The organism is Nocardioides sp. (assembly GCF_029937575.1).
In the GTDB taxonomy this organism is placed as follows: domain Bacteria; phylum Actinomycetota; class Actinomycetes; order Propionibacteriales; family Nocardioidaceae; genus Nocardioides.
In genome coordinates, this window is the sequence record NZ_JAPYPS010000084.1 from 1 (window position 1) to 14837 (window position 14837).

Genomic DNA, 14837 nt, shown 5'->3' on the forward strand with positions numbered 1-14837 from the left:
CGGATCGAGGCTAAGGTCGGGGACATGGAGATTCGCAACCTTGGAGCGAGCGGCCTGAAGATCTCGGCCATCTCGTACGGCAACTGGCTCACCCACGGCTCCCAGGTCGAGGAGGACGCGGCGCTCGCCTGTGTGCGCCAGGCACTCGACGAGGGGATCACCACCTTCGACACCGCCGACGTCTACGCCAACACCGCCGCCGAGACGGTGCTCGGCAAGGCGCTGTCCGGTGAGCGTCGCGCCGGGCTCGAGATCTTCACCAAGGTCTTCTGGCCCACCGGCCCCGGCGCCCACAACGACCACGGGCTCTCACGCAAGCACATCATGGAGTCGATCGACGGCTCGCTGCAGCGCCTGGGCACCGACTACGTGGACCTCTACCAGGCCCACCGCTACGACCACGAGACCCCGCTGGAGGAGACGATGGAGGCCTTCGCCGACGTCGTGCGCGCCGGCAAGGCCCTCTACATCGGCGTCTCGGAGTGGCGCGCGGAGGAGATCCGGGCCGCCCACGCGCTGGCCCGCGAGCTGCGCGTCCCGCTGGTCTCGAGCCAGCCGCAGTACAACATGCTCTGGCGCGTCATCGAGTCCGAGGTCGTGCCGACCTGCGAGGAGCTCGGCATCGGCCAGATCGTCTGGTCGCCCATCGCTCAGGGGGTGCTCACGGGCAAGTACGCCGTGGGACAGGCGCCGCCGGCCGGCTCCCGGGCCACCGACGAGAAGGGCGGCGACGCGATGATCGCGCGCTGGCTCAAGGACGACGTCCTGACTCGCGTCCAGCGTCTCAAGCCGATCGCCGACGAGGCCGGGCTCACCATGGCGCAGCTGGCCGTGGCCTGGACCCTGCAGAACCCCAACGTCTCCTCGGCGATCGTGGGTGCGAGCCGACCCGAGCAGGTCACCGACAACGTCAAGGCCGCAGGTGTGAAGCTGGAGGCCTCCGCCATGGCGGCCATAGACGAGGCCCTGGACGGGGTCATCGAGCGGGACGCGGGCAAGACGCAGTCGCCCCGGCGGTCGGAGATCTTCGGCTGACGGTGGTCGACCGCTCGTGGCGACGCTCGGCGTTCGTCTCACCGGGTTTCGTCACGCTCGGTCGCGGGATCGTTCCTCACCCGCGCTCGCTGCTCAACCACCGATGAGCACTACTGATAGCCCACCGCCTCGTTCCTCGGCCGTGAACTATCGGTAGTGCTCGGGCAGCGCCTCGCCGATCTTGACGCGCGCCTTCGGCATCCGCATGAACTTCAGCTGCATCGCCCGGCTCAGCGTGTAGTACGTCGTGCCCTTGAGCGGCGCGTCGGGGAAGCGTTGGGCGATCTGCTTGCGGATCCGGTAGCGCAGAACCAGCAGGTCGACCACGAGCACGATGAACAGCGGGAAGACGAGCGCCGGGACGAACAGCGAGACGATCATCAGCGGGATCACGATCTCGGCGAACGAGAAGCGGCTGTCCACGAAGTCGCGGATGAACGCCTTGACCGGACCCTGGTCACGCGCGAGCAGCACCTTGCCGGACTTCATGTCGGCGCGCAGGCTCCTGCTCGACTCCGACTTCAGCTGCCGCTGGCGGGCGGCCTGCTCCTTGCGCGTGCGGGGCACCTTGGCGCGCGCTCGGGCAGCGGCCTCGGCCTCCTTGCGGCTCGGCGTGGGGCGACCCTTGCCGGCCGTGGTGCCGGCAGCGGTGAGCTGGGCGGACGGCTCGGTCGACGACGACGCGTCGGAGTCGGACTTGTTGCGGCTGAACGGACTGAACACGAGGTGCCTTCTGCTCGGATGGTGACGGGTCTTCAGCCTACCTGGGAGTCGACGCGCGGGCCGTGCGTCGGTTGCCCGAGCGGCATAGGGTGACGCCATGAGCATCATGAAGCGGATGAGCCTGATCTTCCGAGCCAAGGCCAACAAGGCGCTCGACCGCGCCGAGGACCCGCGCGAGACGCTCGACTACAGCTATCAGCGCCAGCTCGAGCTGCTCAGCAACGTGCGGCGCGGGGTCGCCGACGTCGCCACGAGCCGCAAGCGGATCGAGCTCCAGCTCGCCCAGCTCGAGCAGCAGGCAGGCAAGCTCCAGGGCCAGGCCGAGAAGGCCCTGCAGATGGACCGCGAGGATCTCGCCCGGGAGGCACTGACCCGCAAGTCGGGGCTGGCCGGCCAGATCAACGACCTCAAGACCCAGCACGCCCAGCTGCAGGGCGAGGAGGAGAAGCTGGTCAACGCCCAGCAGCGCCTCCAGGCCAAGGTCGAGTCCTTCCGCACCCGCAAGGAGACGATCAAGGCGACCTACACCGCCGCCGAGGCCCAGACCCGGATCAACGAGGCGGTCTCCGGCATCGGCGAGGAGATGGGGGACGTCGGGATGGCGATCCAGCGCGCCGAGGACAAGACCGCCACCATGCAGGCCCGCGCCGGTGCGATCGACGAGCTGATCGCCTCGGGTGCCCTCGACGACGCCACGGCCCAGGGCTCCGGCGACGACATCGCCCGCGAGCTGGAGTCGATGAGCTCGCAGGCCGACGTCGAGATGGAGCTGATGCGGCTCAAGGGGCTCTCCTCCCCGGGCGCCCCGGGTGCGATCGAGTCCGGCGCCGGCGACACCTCCGAGGTCATCTCCTCGGAGGCGCCGCAGTCCGAGGGTGAGCAGCGGTGATCATCCGGGTGCTCGGTGAGGGCCAGTACGACGTGGCCGACCACGCACTCGACCGGCTCAACGAGCTCGACTCCGCCGTGGAGGCGGCCGTCGCGGCGTCCGACGAGGCAGCCTTCACCGCCGCGCTGGAGTCACTACTGGACGGCGTACGCACCGTCGGTGTGCCCCATGACCTGGACTCTCTCGACGAGTCCGACCTCATCCTCCCTCCCGCGGGGGCCTCGATCGACGAGGTGCGCGAGATGCTCGACGACGACGGCCTGATCCCTGGCTGACGCGCCGGCAGAGCCACAGGCACGACACAGCAGCACCGCGGGTTCGTGCTTGGATCCCCGCGGCACACTGGGCTCATGGCTCGTTCACGTTTCGTCGGTGACCCCGGGCTGACAGCCCGGATGACGCTCGTCATGTTCTTGCTGGGCGGCGTCTTCGTCGCCCTGATCGCCGCGCTGATGGCGATCTTCGCCAGCAACGGCGGCGTCGGGATCGCCATGTTGATCGGGCTCGCCGGCATCGGGGTCGCGGTCTACCAGTGGTACTCCTCCGACACGGTCGCGATGAAGGCCATGCGGGCGCGCGAGGTCACCCCGCAGCAGGCGCCGGAGCTGCACGCGATGATCGATCGGCTCTGCACGATGGCCGACATGCCCAAGCCCCGGGTCGGGATCGCCGACACGCCGGTGCCCAACGCCTTCGCGACCGGCCGCTCGCCCGAGAGGGCGGTGGTCTGCGTGACCACCGGCATCCTCGGCATGCTCACCGCCGAGGAGCTCGAGGGCGTGCTCGCCCACGAGCTGTCGCACGTGGCCCACCGCGACGTGCTCGTGATGACGGTGGCCAGCTCGGCAGGCATCGCCGCGGGCATGCTGACCCAGGGAGCTCAGTACGGCATGTTCTTCGGCGGGTTCGGTGGCAACCGAGGACGCGACAACAACAACAACGGCCTGCCGATCTGGTTGCTGGTGCTGGTCGTGAGTCTCGTCGTCTACGCCGTCAGCTTCGTGCTGCTGCGCCTGCTCTCGCGCTACCGGGAGATGTCGGCGGACCGTGCCGGCGCCTACCTGACGATGAAGCCGGCCGCCCTGGCCTCGGCGCTGCAGAAGATCAGCGGCGAGATCAACACCATCCCGCAGAAGGACCTGCGCCAGGTGAGCGCCGCCAGTGCGCTGTGCATCGCTCCCGCCGTCGCCGGTGTCTCGCTGAAGACCCTGACCTCGACGCACCCGTCCCTGGAGCAGCGGCTCGAGCAGCTCGCCGGCATTCAGGCGGAGCTCGGCAGGCCCACCCGCTGATGGGGCTCCTGCGCAGCCTGATGGGCCGGTCGCGTCCGGTCCAGGCCAACCTCGACGCCCTGTTCGGCGTCCCCAGTGCCGCGATCACCTTGCAGACCTCGATCGGTCTGGTGCCGACCGGGGACGGTGCGGTGTGCTACCGCGCGCCGGCGGGCTCGGGGTTTGCCCAGGCGCAGTCGGACATGGTCGAGCTGCTTGAGAGTGCCTCGGACGCGCCGCAGATCCGGGTGACGCAGGACGGGTTCGGCTACTCCTGGCTCGAGGTCGACCACCCGCCGTACGACCCGGTCGCCGGCGACCTCGGCGGACTCTGCACCGACCTGCACGCGGTCAACACCACCCTGGAGGGAGCCGGCTTCGGGCCCTCGCTCCTGTGCTCCCTGATCCCGTTCGCCGACGCCACCGGCCGCTCGGTCGGGCTCGTCTACCTCTACAAGCAAGGCACGTTCTATGCCTTCGCCCCCGCACCGGGAGGTGCCAAGGAACGCGACAACCTCCTGGAGATCCAGATCCGCGACACCCTTGCCGGCGAGCTGCCCGTCGAGAAGGACCTCTCCCGGTGGTTGGCCCTCTGGGGAGCCCCGGGACTCTGACGTCCGGATTCGGGTCCGCGCGGCAGCCGCGCGGCAGTAGTCTGCGCGGGGCCGGATGTGGGTACGAAGGCCCCATGACGGAGGTGATGACGATCGACAGCGGAGCCCAGGACCGTGCCGAGGAGATCCAGCGGTACGACGTGCTGCATCATCCGCCGCGCACCGAGCTGGTGGCCGTCGTCGAGCTGGCCGCTCAGATCTGTGGCACGCCGATGGCCACGATCAACCTGATCACCGACAGCGAGCAGCACCAGGTGGCCGCCTATGGGTTCGACGCGGCGGTGTGCCGTCGCGAGGACTCGATGTGCGCCCTGGTCCTCCACGAGGAGCAGAACCCGATCGTGGTCGCCGACGCCTCCCGGGACGCGCGGTTCCACACGAACCCCTTCGTCACCGGCGTGATCGGCGAGGTCCGGTTCTACGCCTCTCACAAGCTGGTGACGTTCGAGGGCGTCACGATCGGCACCTTGTGCGTCTTCGACGTCGTGCCGCGCGAGCTCGACGACCACCAGCGTGACGCGTTGCGCACCCTCGCCGAGCGCATCGTCGACGTCCTCGAGCTGTCGTTGCGCAGCAGGCAGCTCGCCCGCTCCAACGAGCGGCTCTCGGACTTCGCGGGCCGGGTCAGCCACGACCTGAAGTCACCGCTGTCCAGCGTCGCGCTCTCCCTGGGCCTGATCCGGGAGCAGCTCACCGACGGAGCCGACGCGGCCAGCATCGAGCGGCTGCTCGAGAGGGCGATCAGCGGCAGCGAGCGGATGGCTCGCCTGATCGACGAGGTCCTCGCCTTCTCCGCGGTCGGCGGACGACTGACGTTGCGCGACGTGGCGCTCGACCGGCTCGTCGACGAGGCGTCGTCCGACGCCCGTGGCCTGGACGGCGTACCCGTCGAGCGCACGGCGTTGCCGACGGTCGAGGGCGACGCCGTGCAACTGCGCTCGGTCTTCCAGAACCTCCTCGACAACGCCTCCAAGTACCGCCACCCCCAGCGTCCGCTCGCCATCGCGATCTCCGCCCACGACCGCACCACGCACTGGGAGATCCGTGTCGCCGACACGGGCCTGGGCATCCCCGAGGAGGAGCGCGAACGCGTCTTCGAGCCGCGCGTGCGCCTGGATGCCACGGCGACCTCCGCCCAGGGGATGGGCATCGGGCTCGGGACCTGTCAGCGCGTCATCCAGGCCCACGGCGGCCGGATCGGCATCGACGAGACCCCCGGTGGCGGCACCACCGTCTGGTTCACGTTGCCCACCTCGCGCTGACCCGTCCGCCATGTGTGACGGGTCGGCGTCACTCGCGGTGACCCGTCTGCCATGTGTGACGGGTCGGCGTCAGTCGCGGTGACCCGTCCGCCATGTGTGACGGGTCGGCGTCAGTCGCGGTGACCCGTCTGCCATGAGTGACGGGTCAGCGTCAGTCGCGGTGGGACTTGCCGGGTAGGTCGAGCATCCGCTGCAGGGCGACGAGGGCGTCGCGCTCGGTGTCGGGGTCGACCTCGATCCGGTTGACCACGGTGCCGGCCACGAGGGACTCCAGGGCCCACACGAAGTGGGGCAGGTCGATCCGGTTCATCGTCGAGCAGTAGCAGACGTTCTTGTCGAGGAAGAGGATCCGCTTGTCCGGGTGTTCCTTGCCCAGGCGCTGCACGAGGTTGAGCTCGGTGCCGATGGCCCAGACCGACCCGCTGGGGGCGGCCTCGATGGTCTTGATGATGAACTCCGTCGACCCCACGAGGTCGGCCTTGAGGACGACGTCGTGCTGGCACTCGGGGTGCACCAGGATCTGTACGTCGGGCACGGTCGCGCGCAGCTCGTCGACGACGGCCGAGGAGAAGCGACCGTGCACGGAGCAGTGGCCCTTCCACAGGATCATCTTGGCCGCGCGCAGCTCCTCGGTGGTCAGGCCACCGCCGGGCAGGAGGGGGTTCCACACGACGCACTCCTCGAGTGCGATGCCCATCTGCAGCACGGCGGTGTTGCGCCCGAGGTGCTGGTCGGGGAAGAAGAGCACCTTGGCTCCCGCGTCGAGGCCGCCCTTCTGGTCGAAGGCCCACTCGAGGGCGACGTCGGCGTTGGACGACGTACAGACGACACCGCCGTTGCGGCCGCAGAACGCCTTGATGTCGGCGCTGGAGTTCATGTAGGTCACCGGCACGACGCTGTCCTGGACGCCGGCCGCAGCCAACGCATCCCAGGCCGTCTCGACCTGGGGGAGCCGTGCCATGTCGGCCATCGAGCAGCCGGCGGCGAGGTCGGGCAGGATGACCTGCTGCTCGGGTCCGGTCAGGATGTCGGCCGACTCGGCCATGAAGTGCACGCCGCAGAACACGACGTACTCGGCGTCCGGACGGGCGGCGGCTTCCCGGGCGAGCTTGAAGGAGTCGCCGGTGACGTCGGCGAACTGGATGACCTCGTCGCGCTGGTAGTGGTGTCCGAGCACGAAGAGACGCTCGCCCAGGGCCTCCTTGGCGGCCAGGGCGCGGGCGACGAGGTCGGGGTCGGAGGCCGGGGGGAGGTCGCCGGGGCACTCGACGCCGCGCTCGGAGGCGCGGTCGATGCCACGACCGAGAGGGAGGAGCGGGAGGTCCACGGTGGTCATGCCTCCATCGTAGGGTGAGCGCCATGTCGCAGCCCGTGCGTGTCGGCCCCCTGCGCTGCTCGGGTCTCACCTCGGGTCTCGCGGACGTTCACTTCGACGGTGATCGCCTGCGTCTGACGAGGTTCAGCTCGGGCATCGACGTGCTCGACCGCTACCGCTTCGTGCTGCTCGGCCTGGCGGTCACCTTCAGCCTGGCGGGTCTGTACGTCGACGGGGTCGTGCGTACGGCGCTGCTGGTGCTGGCCGCGGCCGCCTTCGCCGCCTTCCTGCTCGTCTTCGTGGTGGAGGCGCTGCTCGCGCTGTTCGGCCTGCGCCAGCTCCTGCGCGACGGCGCGACCCGGGCCAGGCGCCGACGCCTGCGTGATCAGCTGCGGACCTCGTTCGCTGTCGCCCGGGACCGCTTCGCCGGCACGCTGGTCGACGTCGCGGAGACCGACATCGACCTGATGGACAACGTCTACGGCGCCTTCCGGCCGCGTCTGGTGCTGCACACCCGTCAGGGCAGGCTCACGCTCTCCGGATGGTGGTGGCGGCGAGGTCAGCTCGAGCGGCTGCAGCGTCGCCTCGCCGCCTGACGCCTGCCCGTCCAGAGTCAGAGCAGCGCGCCGTTGTGCACGTACGGCGTCGGTGGCGCCATCCCGCGCAGGGCCAGGTAGCCCTCGGTGTGCAGCTCGAGCCGGGCTGCGATCCCGACGTCGACCGCCCACTCGTTGGCGGCCGTGAGATGGGGGACCGTCACCTCGTCGGGCCCGTCGGCCAGCACGGTCCACAGCAGCCGAGAGGCCGTCAGGCGGTTGTCGGCGGCGAGCAGGGCCAGCCCGCCGTTGCCCACGTAGGCATACCCGGAGCCGGTCGTCGAGTCGGAGACGAGCAGGCGCCAGTGCTCGAGCATGAACGGGTGGTCGACGCCGTGGGCGGCGCCGCGAGTGCGCCGGTCCAGGGAGTCCATCAGGTCGACGTCGGAGGCGGTGCCCTCGCGGACCTTCTCCACGACGGGCAGCGCGGAGCGGTCGACCGTGCCGCGCAGGAACATCTGCGGGTGCAGCGAGAAGCCGGCCAGCCGGTAGCGGCGCACGGCCTTCGGGTCGGACGAGGAGGAGAGCATCGCGCGCAGGCACCCGCGGCCGTGGTGCAGTGCCGCCTCGAGCAGCGGCTTGCCGATGCCGGCTCCCTGCCGGCCGGGCCGCACGGCGTACGTCGCGAGCACCCACAGCCTCTCCCGCACCGCCGACGTCGCGAAGCCGACCATCTCGCCGTCGGACTCCGCCACCCAGCAGCCGTCCGGGTCGGTGCGCAGGAAGTGCTCGGTCCGTTCGATCCAGGTGGCTGCCCGCGACGTTGCCCGCAGCTCCGGCTCCGGCCACGAGCGTCGTACCGAGCGCTGGTCGACGTCGAGGAAGGCCTCGGCGCTGAGCTGTTCGGCGCCGGGCACGTCGGCAAGCTGCATCGGTCGGATCCGTACGTCGCTCACACGGCCACGATAGGGACCGGTCAGGATGGGGACATGCGAGTTCTGGTGGCCCCCGACAAGTTCGCCGGCACGTTGACCGCGGTCGAGGCGGCCGAGGCGATCGCGGCCGGGTGGCGTCGCCACGCACCCGACGACGAGCTCGACCTCGCGCCGATGGCCGACGGCGGGCCCGGCTTCGTCGACGTCCTGCACGCCGCGCTCGGCGGTGAGCTGCTGGTCGTGACCGTGGAGGCGGTGCACGGCGAGCAGGTACCGGCGACCATCCTCCGCGTCGGTGACACGGCGTACCTCGAGAGCGCGCAGTCCTGCGGCCTCCACCTGCTCGAGTCGGCAGGCGGTGGGGCAGAGCTCGCCTCCACGTCCGGGGTGGGTGAGCTGCTGCTGGCAGCTGTCGACGGGGGCGCCACGAAGGTGGTCATCGGGCTCGGCGGCTCGGGCACCAACGACGGCGGCGGCGGACTGCTGGCCGAGCTCGGTGCGACGACCGACGGCGTGATCGACGCCGGGCCGGGGTGCATGGACATGGTCACGACCGTCGACCTGGCGCCCGCTCGCGAGCGCGTCGCGGGTATCGAGCTGGTGATGGCCTCGGACGTGGACAACCCCCTGACAGGACTCTTCGGGGCGACCAAGACGTACGGCCCCCAGAAGGGGATCGGCGAGGACCGGATCGCCGCCGTCGACGCGATGCTCGAGCGCTTCGCCGTTGCCACCGATCGGCGGATCTCGTTGGAGAAGGGTGCCGGGGCCGCGGGGGGTCTCGGCTTCGCACTTCTCTGCCTCGGAGCGCGACGCGAGCCCGGGATCGAGCTGGTCACGACCAGCGTGCGCCTGGCCGAGCGCGCCCGGGCGGCCGACCTCGTGATCACCGGGGAGGGCGCCTTCGACTTCTCCAGCAGGTCCGGGAAGGTGCCGTACGGCGTCGCCTCGGTCGCCGAGCAGGCGCTGCGCCCGTGCGTGGCCCTCGCCGGTCAGGTCCTGGTCGGTTCCCGCGAGATGCGCGCCCTCGGCATCGAGTCGGCGTACTCCCTGGTCGACCTGGTGGGGGAGGAGCGTGCCTTCGGCGACCCTGCCGGGTCGTTGGCAGCCCTGGCGGAGCGGGTCGCGCGCACCTGGTCGCGCTGACCCTGCCCGGAGCCTCGCGACCGTGCCAGCGTCTGGCCCGTCACACGCGGTCCCGGAATAACCCGCCGTGTGCGAGGATTGAACCCTGCAGGACGTCAGTTCTGCACACCCCAGACCACCACCCTCAATCCTTGGGAGTCACCCCATGACCGAGCAGGTCGACACCACCACGGAGCGCCGCACCGACCAGATCAACCTGAGCTCGGTGGCCGCAGCGAAGGTGAAGAGCCTCCTCGAGCAGGAGGGTCGCGATGACCTCCAGCTGCGCATCTCCGTCCAGCCGGGCGGCTGCAGCGGGCTTCGCTACCAGCTCTTCTTCGACGAGCGCACCCTCGACGGCGACGTCGTCACCGACTTCGACGACGTGTCCGTCGTCGTCGACCGGATGAGCGTTCCCTACCTCAACGGAGCCGAGATCGACTTCGTCGACAGCATCGAGAAGCAGGGCTTCACGATCGACAACCCCAACGCCACGGGCTCCTGTGCGTGCGGAGACAGCTTCCACTGATGGGAGACGTCCTCAGCGAAGCGAGGACGAATCCCATCGTCGGTGGTTGAGCAGCGAGCGCGGGTGAGGTACGAGCCCGCGACCGAGCGTGTCGAAACCCGGTGAGACGGACGCCGACATCAACCACCACGCCGTACCAAGAGCGCACGACAGCCCCCGCCGATGGCGGGGGCTGTCGTTATCTGGGAGGGAGTGGCGAGGCTGGCTCTCACTCCAACGCGAAGTGCAGCGCCGCCGCGAGCCGCGCGGTGGCCTCGTTGATCTCGATCTGACGCTTCGGCTGCTCACCGGGCTGCTCGTCGAAGTGCAGGCTCGGCGCCGGACGTGTCGCGCGTCGAGCGGCCTGCTCCAGACGCAGGTGCGCACCTGCGGCGCGGCAGTCGGCGTGCATCTCGGCGGGCGTCGCGAGGTCGTCGTACGAGGAGGTCATGGCTCGACGCTAGGGGCTACCGATGGGTACTACCAGGCCCGTTGTGGCTAGGGTTTCGTCCCATGCCTCTCCTGATCGCCGGATCCATCGCGACCGACCATCTGATGTCCTTCGGCGGCAAGTTCGCCGACTCCCTCGTGGTGGAGCAGCTGGACAAGATCTCGCTCTCCTTCCTCGTCGACGACCTGGAGATTCGACGCGGCGGGGTCGCCGCCAACATGACGTTCGGCCTCGGTCGCCTGGGCCTGACCCCGGTGCTCGTGGGTGCGGCCGGCGAGGACTTCGCCGACTACCGCTCCTGGCTGGAGCGGCACGGTGTCGACTGCAGCGCCGTGCGGATCTCCGAGACCAAGCACACCGCCCGTTTCGTGTGCACCACCGACCCGACCGGCGCCCAGATCGCCTCCTTCTACCCCGGCGCGATGAGCGAGGCACGGCTGATCGAGCTCGGCCCCATCGTGGCTCGGGTGGGAGCCCCCGACTACGTGCTCATCGGTGCCGACGACCCCGACGGGATGCTGCGCCACACCGAGGAGTGCCGCCAGCGCGGCTACCCCTTCATCGCCGACCCGAGCCAGCAGCTCGCGTTCAGCGGCGGGGAGCTGATCCGCGACCTCATCGACGGTGCGGCCTACCTGTTCTCCAACGAGTACGAGTCCGCGATGATCGAGCAGAAGACCGGGTGGACGGCAGACGAGGTCCTCAGCCGCGTCGGGGTGCAGGTCACCACGCTCGGCAAGGACGGAGTGCGTGTGCAGGCCGCCGGCGCGGAGCCCCTCGTCGTCTCGGCCGCCGCCGACGTGACGGCCGTCGAGCCGACCGGGGTCGGCGACGCCTTCCGGTCCGGCTTCCTGGCTGCCCTGAGCTGGGGCCTCGGCCACGAGCGCGCCTGCCAGGTGGGCTGCGTGCTCGCGGCCTACGTCGTGGAGACGGTCGGCACCCAGGAGTACTCCTTCACCCCGGCCGAGTTCGTCGCTCGCGTCGTCCAGTCGTACGGCGACGAGGCCGGCGCCGAGGTGTCGCAGCACATCAGCTGACCCGGTTGGCTCACCTGAGGCGCCGTACGACGTAGCGCGTGACCCCGTCGGCGGCCGTGTCGGCGCCGACGTACTCCTGCTCGCGCATCCGGCACCACGCCGGCACGTCGTAGCGGGCTGCCGGGTCCTCGGCGACGACGGCGAGCAGCTCACCGATGGAGACGTCCTCCACGTGGCGGGCGAGCTCGATGATGGGCCGCGGACACACCATGCCGCGGCAGTCGAGCTCGGCGTGCACCTCGTGCGTCACGACCGCAGCCCCGCGACGACCTCGGGCAGGACGGCGCAGAACGCGTCCACCTGCTCCGGGGTGGTCTCGCGGGTCAGCGAGACGCGGACGTTGCCGTGAGTCAGGGCGCCCATGGCGGCCAGGACGTGGCTCGGCTCCAGGCTCGAGGCGGTGCACGCCGATCCGCTGGCCACGCCGAAGCCGCGCCGGTCGAGCTCGGTCACCAGCGCCTCGCCGTTGACGTAGAGGCACGAGAACGTCACGAGGTGGGGGAGCCGGTCGACCGGGTCGCCGACGACCTCGGTGTCGGGCAGGGCGGTCGCCGCGGCCCGGACCTGGTCGATCATCGCGTGGTGGCGTGCGGTGGTCCCGGCGCGCTCGGACACCACGGCCCGCAGCGCGGCGGCGGCGGCGAGGGCGGCGGGCACGTTCTCGAAGCCGCTGCCCCGATGGTCGACGCGGTCATCCTCGGGGAACGGGCTCTCCCAGCGCGCTCCACGCCGTACGACGAGCACGCCGACGCCGGCGGGGCCACCCCACTTGTGCGCCGAGCCGGCGAGGGCGTCCCAGCCGCGGGGGAGCGGGAGTCGCCCCATCGAGGCGCAGGCGTCGACGAAGAGGGGAACGTCGTTGGGGAGGCGGAACTCCCCGACGGGCTGGACGGTGCCGACCTCGTGGTTGGCGCTCTGCAAAGCGCAGACCGCCACGTCGGCGGTGGCGTTCTCGACGAGGTCACCGTCGTAGACCCTTCCGTCGCCCATCGCGCCGACCAGTCGCGGGCGACCGCCCCATGCCGCGGCATGGCGGACGGCGGAGTGCTCGACCTCCGAGTGGAGGATGACGTCGCCCCGGGACCGCCGCGCCCGGACCAGGCCGAGGAGACCGCGGTGCACGGCATCGGTGCCCGAGGAGGTGAAGGTGACCTCGTCGGCGCGCACCTCCAGACACTCCGCCACCACCGCTCTCGCGTTGTCGAGCAGCAGGCGTGCGTCGCGCGCCGCCTTGTGCAGGCGGCGCGGGTCGGCGTACCCCCGGTCCAGCGCGGCGAGCAGGCTCTCGCGGGCGGCCGGATGCAGTGGCTCGGAGGACGCGGAGTCCAGGTAGCCGCCCGGGTGGGTCATGAGCCGAATCTTGTCACCCACCCGGTCACAGGGGTGGAGCAGGATTCGGATAGTCTCTGGTCCGTCCCCTGACCGCCCTGAAGGAAGGCTCAGACCTTGAGTCTGCAACTCCCTGAGCGCTCGGCATCACTGCCGCGGCGTGCTCGCCGGATCACGTTGCTCGGACTGCTGGGCGTGGCCCTGCTGGCCCTGAGCGCCTGCGGCAGCGATACCGAGCTCGAGCGCCTCGCCATGCCCAAGCCGGTGACGGTCGAGGGCGAGAGCACGCTGGAGCTCTGGCAGGGCGCCTGGATCGCCGCGCTCCTGACCGGCGTCATCGTCTGGGGCCTGATCTTCTACGCGATCATCAAGTTCCGCCGTCGCAGCGACGACGAGGTGCCGATCCAGACGCGGTACAACCTGCCGCTCGAGATCTTCTACACGATCTTCCCGATCATCATGGTGATCGTGTTCTTCTCCCACACGATCCGGGTGCAGAACATCGTCCTGAACGACGAGGACGTCGTGCCCGACCAGACGGTCTACGTCGTGGGCCAGCAGTGGTCGTGGACGTTCAACTACCCCGAGGCCGTCGACGGCAAGAACGTCTACGAGTCCGGCGACGGCGCCGTCAACCCGATCCCGACGCTGGTGCTGCCCGTCGGGCAGACGACGCGCTTCGAGCTGCGCAGCCCCGACGTCATCCACGACTTCGGGGTGCCCGGCTTCCTGATCAAGATGGACATCATCCCGGGCCAGGAGAACTACTTCCAGGTCACGCCCAAGGTCGAGGGCACCTACGCCGGCAAGTGCTACGAGCTGTGCGGGGTCTACCACTCCCGGATGCTCTTCAACGTCGACATCGTCTCGCCGGAGGAGTACGAGCAGTACCTCCAGGACCAGTACGACGCCGGGTTCTTCACCGACACGCCGGTCTGCGGTGGGCAGTACGCCCGCACTCAGGTCGCCCAGGATGACGAGGATGCCGTGATCGAGGAGGCCTGCCAGTGACCACCACCGCCCCACCGCCGTCCAGCACGTCGGTGCCCGAGCCGCGCAAGCCCCTGGGTCGCCAGCTGGTCACGATCCTGACCACGACCGACCACAAGCTGATCGGCAAGCTCTACCTCGGTACGTCGTTCGCCTGGTTCCTCATCGCCGGCCTGATGGCGATGCTGATCCGCTCCGAGCTGGCCTTCCCAGGCAGCCAGATCGTCAACGACGAGCTCTACAACCAGCTCTTCACGATGCACGGCACGATCATGCTGCTGCTCTTCGCGACGCCGCTGTTCTTCGGGTTCGCCAACGTGATCATGCCGCTGCAGATCGGGTCGCCCGACGTCGCCTTCCCGCGGCTCAACATGTTCTCCTACTGGCTGTTCCTCTTCGGCGGACTGATCGCCGGCTCCGGGTTCCTCACGCCCGCCGGTGCCGCGGACTTCGGCTGGTTCGCCTACACACCGCTCTCCGACGCCGTGCGCTCGCCCGGAGTCGGGGGAGACCTCTGGATCATGGGCCTGTGGCTCGCCGGTCTCGGCACGATCCTCGGTGCGGTCAACTTCATCACCACGATCATCTGCATGCGCGCGCCCGGCATGACGATGTTCCGGATGCCGCTGTTCGTCTGGAACACCCTGATCACCAGCCTGCTGGTGCTCATCGCGTTCCCGGTCCTGGCCGGGGCCCTGCTCTCGCTCGAGGCCGACCGTCAGTTCGGTGCCCACGTCTTCGACACCGCCCACGGTGGAGCGATCCTGTGGCAGCACCTGTTCTGGTTCTTCGGCCACCCGGAGGTCTACATCATCGC

18 protein-coding genes are annotated in these 14837 nt (G+C 69.9%); 12 read left to right on the top strand and 6 right to left on the bottom strand.

The features are described from left to right. The first annotated feature begins 24 nt into the window (after positions 1 to 24). Positions 25 to 1035, top strand: coding sequence for an aldo/keto reductase family protein (locus Q1K33_RS18760; RefSeq protein WP_300406272.1), 1011 nt, complete (start codon positions 25 to 27; stop codon positions 1033 to 1035). Between the two features lie 147 nt (positions 1036 to 1182). Here Q1K33_RS18760 and Q1K33_RS18765 read toward each other — a convergent pair whose 3' ends face one another. After that, on the bottom strand, positions 1183 to 1758 hold the full coding sequence (locus tag Q1K33_RS18765) for a DUF3043 domain-containing protein (RefSeq protein WP_300406273.1): 576 nt from the start codon (positions 1756 to 1758) through the stop codon (positions 1183 to 1185). Between the two features lie 97 nt (positions 1759 to 1855). Between Q1K33_RS18765 and Q1K33_RS18770 the strand changes: the two genes are divergently transcribed. The 5 genes from Q1K33_RS18770 (at position 1856) to Q1K33_RS18790 (ending at position 5794) form a co-directional block, all read left to right on the top strand. Beyond that, positions 1856 to 2647, top strand: coding sequence for a PspA/IM30 family protein (locus Q1K33_RS18770; RefSeq protein WP_300406274.1), 792 nt, complete (start codon positions 1856 to 1858; stop codon positions 2645 to 2647). Next, positions 2644 to 2922 carry a hypothetical protein gene (locus Q1K33_RS18775; protein WP_300406275.1) on the top strand — a complete coding sequence of 93 codons (279 nt, stop codon included), beginning with the start codon at positions 2644 to 2646 and terminating at the stop codon, positions 2920 to 2922. The genes Q1K33_RS18770 and Q1K33_RS18775 overlap by 4 nt, the downstream gene beginning before the upstream one ends. Before the next feature lie 75 nt (positions 2923 to 2997). Beyond that, positions 2998 to 3939 carry a zinc metalloprotease HtpX gene (htpX, locus tag Q1K33_RS18780; RefSeq protein ID WP_300406276.1) on the top strand — a complete coding sequence of 314 codons (942 nt, stop codon included), beginning with the start codon at positions 2998 to 3000 and terminating at the stop codon, positions 3937 to 3939. Next, positions 3939 to 4532 (top strand): hypothetical protein, encoded by a 594-nt coding sequence (locus Q1K33_RS18785; protein WP_300406277.1) that lies wholly within the window; start codon positions 3939 to 3941, stop codon positions 4530 to 4532. Before htpX ends, Q1K33_RS18785 begins: the two co-directional genes overlap by 1 nt. Positions 4533 to 4606: 74 nt before the next feature. After that, the gene (locus Q1K33_RS18790) at positions 4607 to 5794 is read left to right on the top strand and encodes a GAF domain-containing sensor histidine kinase (protein ID WP_300406278.1); all 1188 of its coding nucleotides are present in this window, start codon (positions 4607 to 4609) and stop codon (positions 5792 to 5794) included. A gap of 151 nt (positions 5795 to 5945) precedes the next feature. Here the strand turns inward: Q1K33_RS18790 and nadA are convergent, their stop codons facing one another. Then, positions 5946 to 7130 carry a quinolinate synthase NadA gene (gene nadA / locus Q1K33_RS18795; protein WP_300406279.1) on the bottom strand — a complete coding sequence of 395 codons (1185 nt, stop codon included), beginning with the start codon at positions 7128 to 7130 and terminating at the stop codon, positions 5946 to 5948. 23 nt (positions 7131 to 7153) lie between these two features. Between nadA and Q1K33_RS18800 the strand changes: the two genes are divergently transcribed. Beyond that, positions 7154 to 7705 carry a hypothetical protein gene (locus tag Q1K33_RS18800; protein ID WP_300406280.1) on the top strand — a complete coding sequence of 184 codons (552 nt, stop codon included), beginning with the start codon at positions 7154 to 7156 and terminating at the stop codon, positions 7703 to 7705. A gap of 17 nt (positions 7706 to 7722) precedes the next feature. On the opposite strand, the gene Q1K33_RS18805 is transcribed toward Q1K33_RS18800, so the two are convergent. Continuing rightward, complete coding sequence (locus Q1K33_RS18805; RefSeq protein WP_300406281.1) at positions 7723 to 8601, bottom strand: GNAT family N-acetyltransferase; 879 nt, start codon at positions 8599 to 8601, stop codon at positions 7723 to 7725. A gap of 33 nt (positions 8602 to 8634) precedes the next feature. Here Q1K33_RS18805 and Q1K33_RS18810 point away from each other — a divergent pair, with 33 nt between their 5' ends. Together Q1K33_RS18810 and erpA are read left to right on the top strand one after the other, a co-directional pair. After that, positions 8635 to 9726, top strand: coding sequence for a glycerate kinase (locus Q1K33_RS18810; RefSeq protein ID WP_300406282.1), 1092 nt, complete (start codon positions 8635 to 8637; stop codon positions 9724 to 9726). Positions 9727 to 9871: 145 nt separating this feature from the next. Further along, the gene (erpA, locus tag Q1K33_RS18815; RefSeq protein ID WP_300406283.1) at positions 9872 to 10234 is read left to right on the top strand and encodes an iron-sulfur cluster insertion protein ErpA; all 363 of its coding nucleotides are present in this window, start codon (positions 9872 to 9874) and stop codon (positions 10232 to 10234) included. Between the two features lie 208 nt (positions 10235 to 10442). On the opposite strand, the gene Q1K33_RS18820 is transcribed toward erpA, so the two are convergent. Further along, positions 10443 to 10664, bottom strand: coding sequence for a hypothetical protein (locus Q1K33_RS18820; protein ID WP_300406284.1), 222 nt, complete (start codon positions 10662 to 10664; stop codon positions 10443 to 10445). Positions 10665 to 10726: 62 nt separating this feature from the next. Here Q1K33_RS18820 and Q1K33_RS18825 point away from each other — a divergent pair, with 62 nt between their 5' ends. After that, positions 10727 to 11701 carry a carbohydrate kinase family protein gene (locus tag Q1K33_RS18825; RefSeq protein WP_300406285.1) on the top strand — a complete coding sequence of 325 codons (975 nt, stop codon included), beginning with the start codon at positions 10727 to 10729 and terminating at the stop codon, positions 11699 to 11701. A 10-nt stretch (positions 11702 to 11711) separates the two neighbouring features. Here Q1K33_RS18825 and Q1K33_RS18830 read toward each other — a convergent pair whose 3' ends face one another. Beyond that, the gene (locus tag Q1K33_RS18830; protein WP_300406286.1) at positions 11712 to 11951 is read right to left on the bottom strand and encodes a sulfurtransferase TusA family protein; all 240 of its coding nucleotides are present in this window, start codon (positions 11949 to 11951) and stop codon (positions 11712 to 11714) included. Then, complete coding sequence (locus tag Q1K33_RS18835) at positions 11948 to 13051, bottom strand: aminotransferase class V-fold PLP-dependent enzyme (RefSeq protein WP_300406287.1); 1104 nt, start codon at positions 13049 to 13051, stop codon at positions 11948 to 11950. The genes Q1K33_RS18830 and Q1K33_RS18835 overlap by 4 nt, the downstream gene beginning before the upstream one ends. A 96-nt stretch (positions 13052 to 13147) precedes the next feature. Between Q1K33_RS18835 and coxB the strand changes: the two genes are divergently transcribed. Both coxB and Q1K33_RS18845 read left to right on the top strand, forming a co-directional pair. Beyond that, on the top strand, positions 13148 to 14041 hold the full coding sequence (coxB, locus tag Q1K33_RS18840; RefSeq protein WP_300406288.1) for a cytochrome c oxidase subunit II: 894 nt from the start codon (positions 13148 to 13150) through the stop codon (positions 14039 to 14041). After that, positions 14038 to 14837, top strand: an 800-nt coding sequence (locus Q1K33_RS18845; protein ID WP_300406289.1) for a cbb3-type cytochrome c oxidase subunit I, incomplete at its 3' end; no start/stop codon positions are given. The genes coxB and Q1K33_RS18845, both read left to right, overlap by 4 nt.

Bases quoted from the DNA above. Each gene is read 5' to 3' on its own strand.
- Q1K33_RS18810 (WP_300406282.1), top strand. From the start codon at position 8,635: ATGCGAGTTCTGGTGGCCCCCGACAAGTTCGCCGGCACGTTGACCGCG.
- Q1K33_RS18785 (WP_300406277.1), top strand. From the start codon at position 3,939: ATGGGGCTCCTGCGCAGCCTGATGGGCCGGTCGCGTCCGGTCCAGGCC.
- htpX (WP_300406276.1), top strand. From the start codon at position 2,998: ATGGCTCGTTCACGTTTCGTCGGTGACCCCGGGCTGACAGCCCGGATG.
- Q1K33_RS18825 (WP_300406285.1), top strand. From the start codon at position 10,727: ATGCCTCTCCTGATCGCCGGATCCATCGCGACCGACCATCTGATGTCC.
- Q1K33_RS18760 (WP_300406272.1), top strand. From the start codon at position 25: ATGGAGATTCGCAACCTTGGAGCGAGCGGCCTGAAGATCTCGGCCATC.
- Q1K33_RS18790 (WP_300406278.1), top strand. From the start codon at position 4,607: ATGACGGAGGTGATGACGATCGACAGCGGAGCCCAGGACCGTGCCGAG.
- Q1K33_RS18835 (WP_300406287.1), bottom strand. From the start codon at position 13,051: ATGACCCACCCGGGCGGCTACCTGGACTCCGCGTCCTCCGAGCCACTG.
- Q1K33_RS18820 (WP_300406284.1), bottom strand. From the start codon at position 10,664: ATGACCTCCTCGTACGACGACCTCGCGACGCCCGCCGAGATGCACGCC.
- Q1K33_RS18800 (WP_300406280.1), top strand. From the start codon at position 7,154: ATGTCGCAGCCCGTGCGTGTCGGCCCCCTGCGCTGCTCGGGTCTCACC.
- Q1K33_RS18770 (WP_300406274.1), top strand. From the start codon at position 1,856: ATGAGCATCATGAAGCGGATGAGCCTGATCTTCCGAGCCAAGGCCAAC.
- erpA (WP_300406283.1), top strand. From the start codon at position 9,872: ATGACCGAGCAGGTCGACACCACCACGGAGCGCCGCACCGACCAGATC.
- nadA (WP_300406279.1), bottom strand. From the start codon at position 7,130: ATGACCACCGTGGACCTCCCGCTCCTCCCTCTCGGTCGTGGCATCGAC.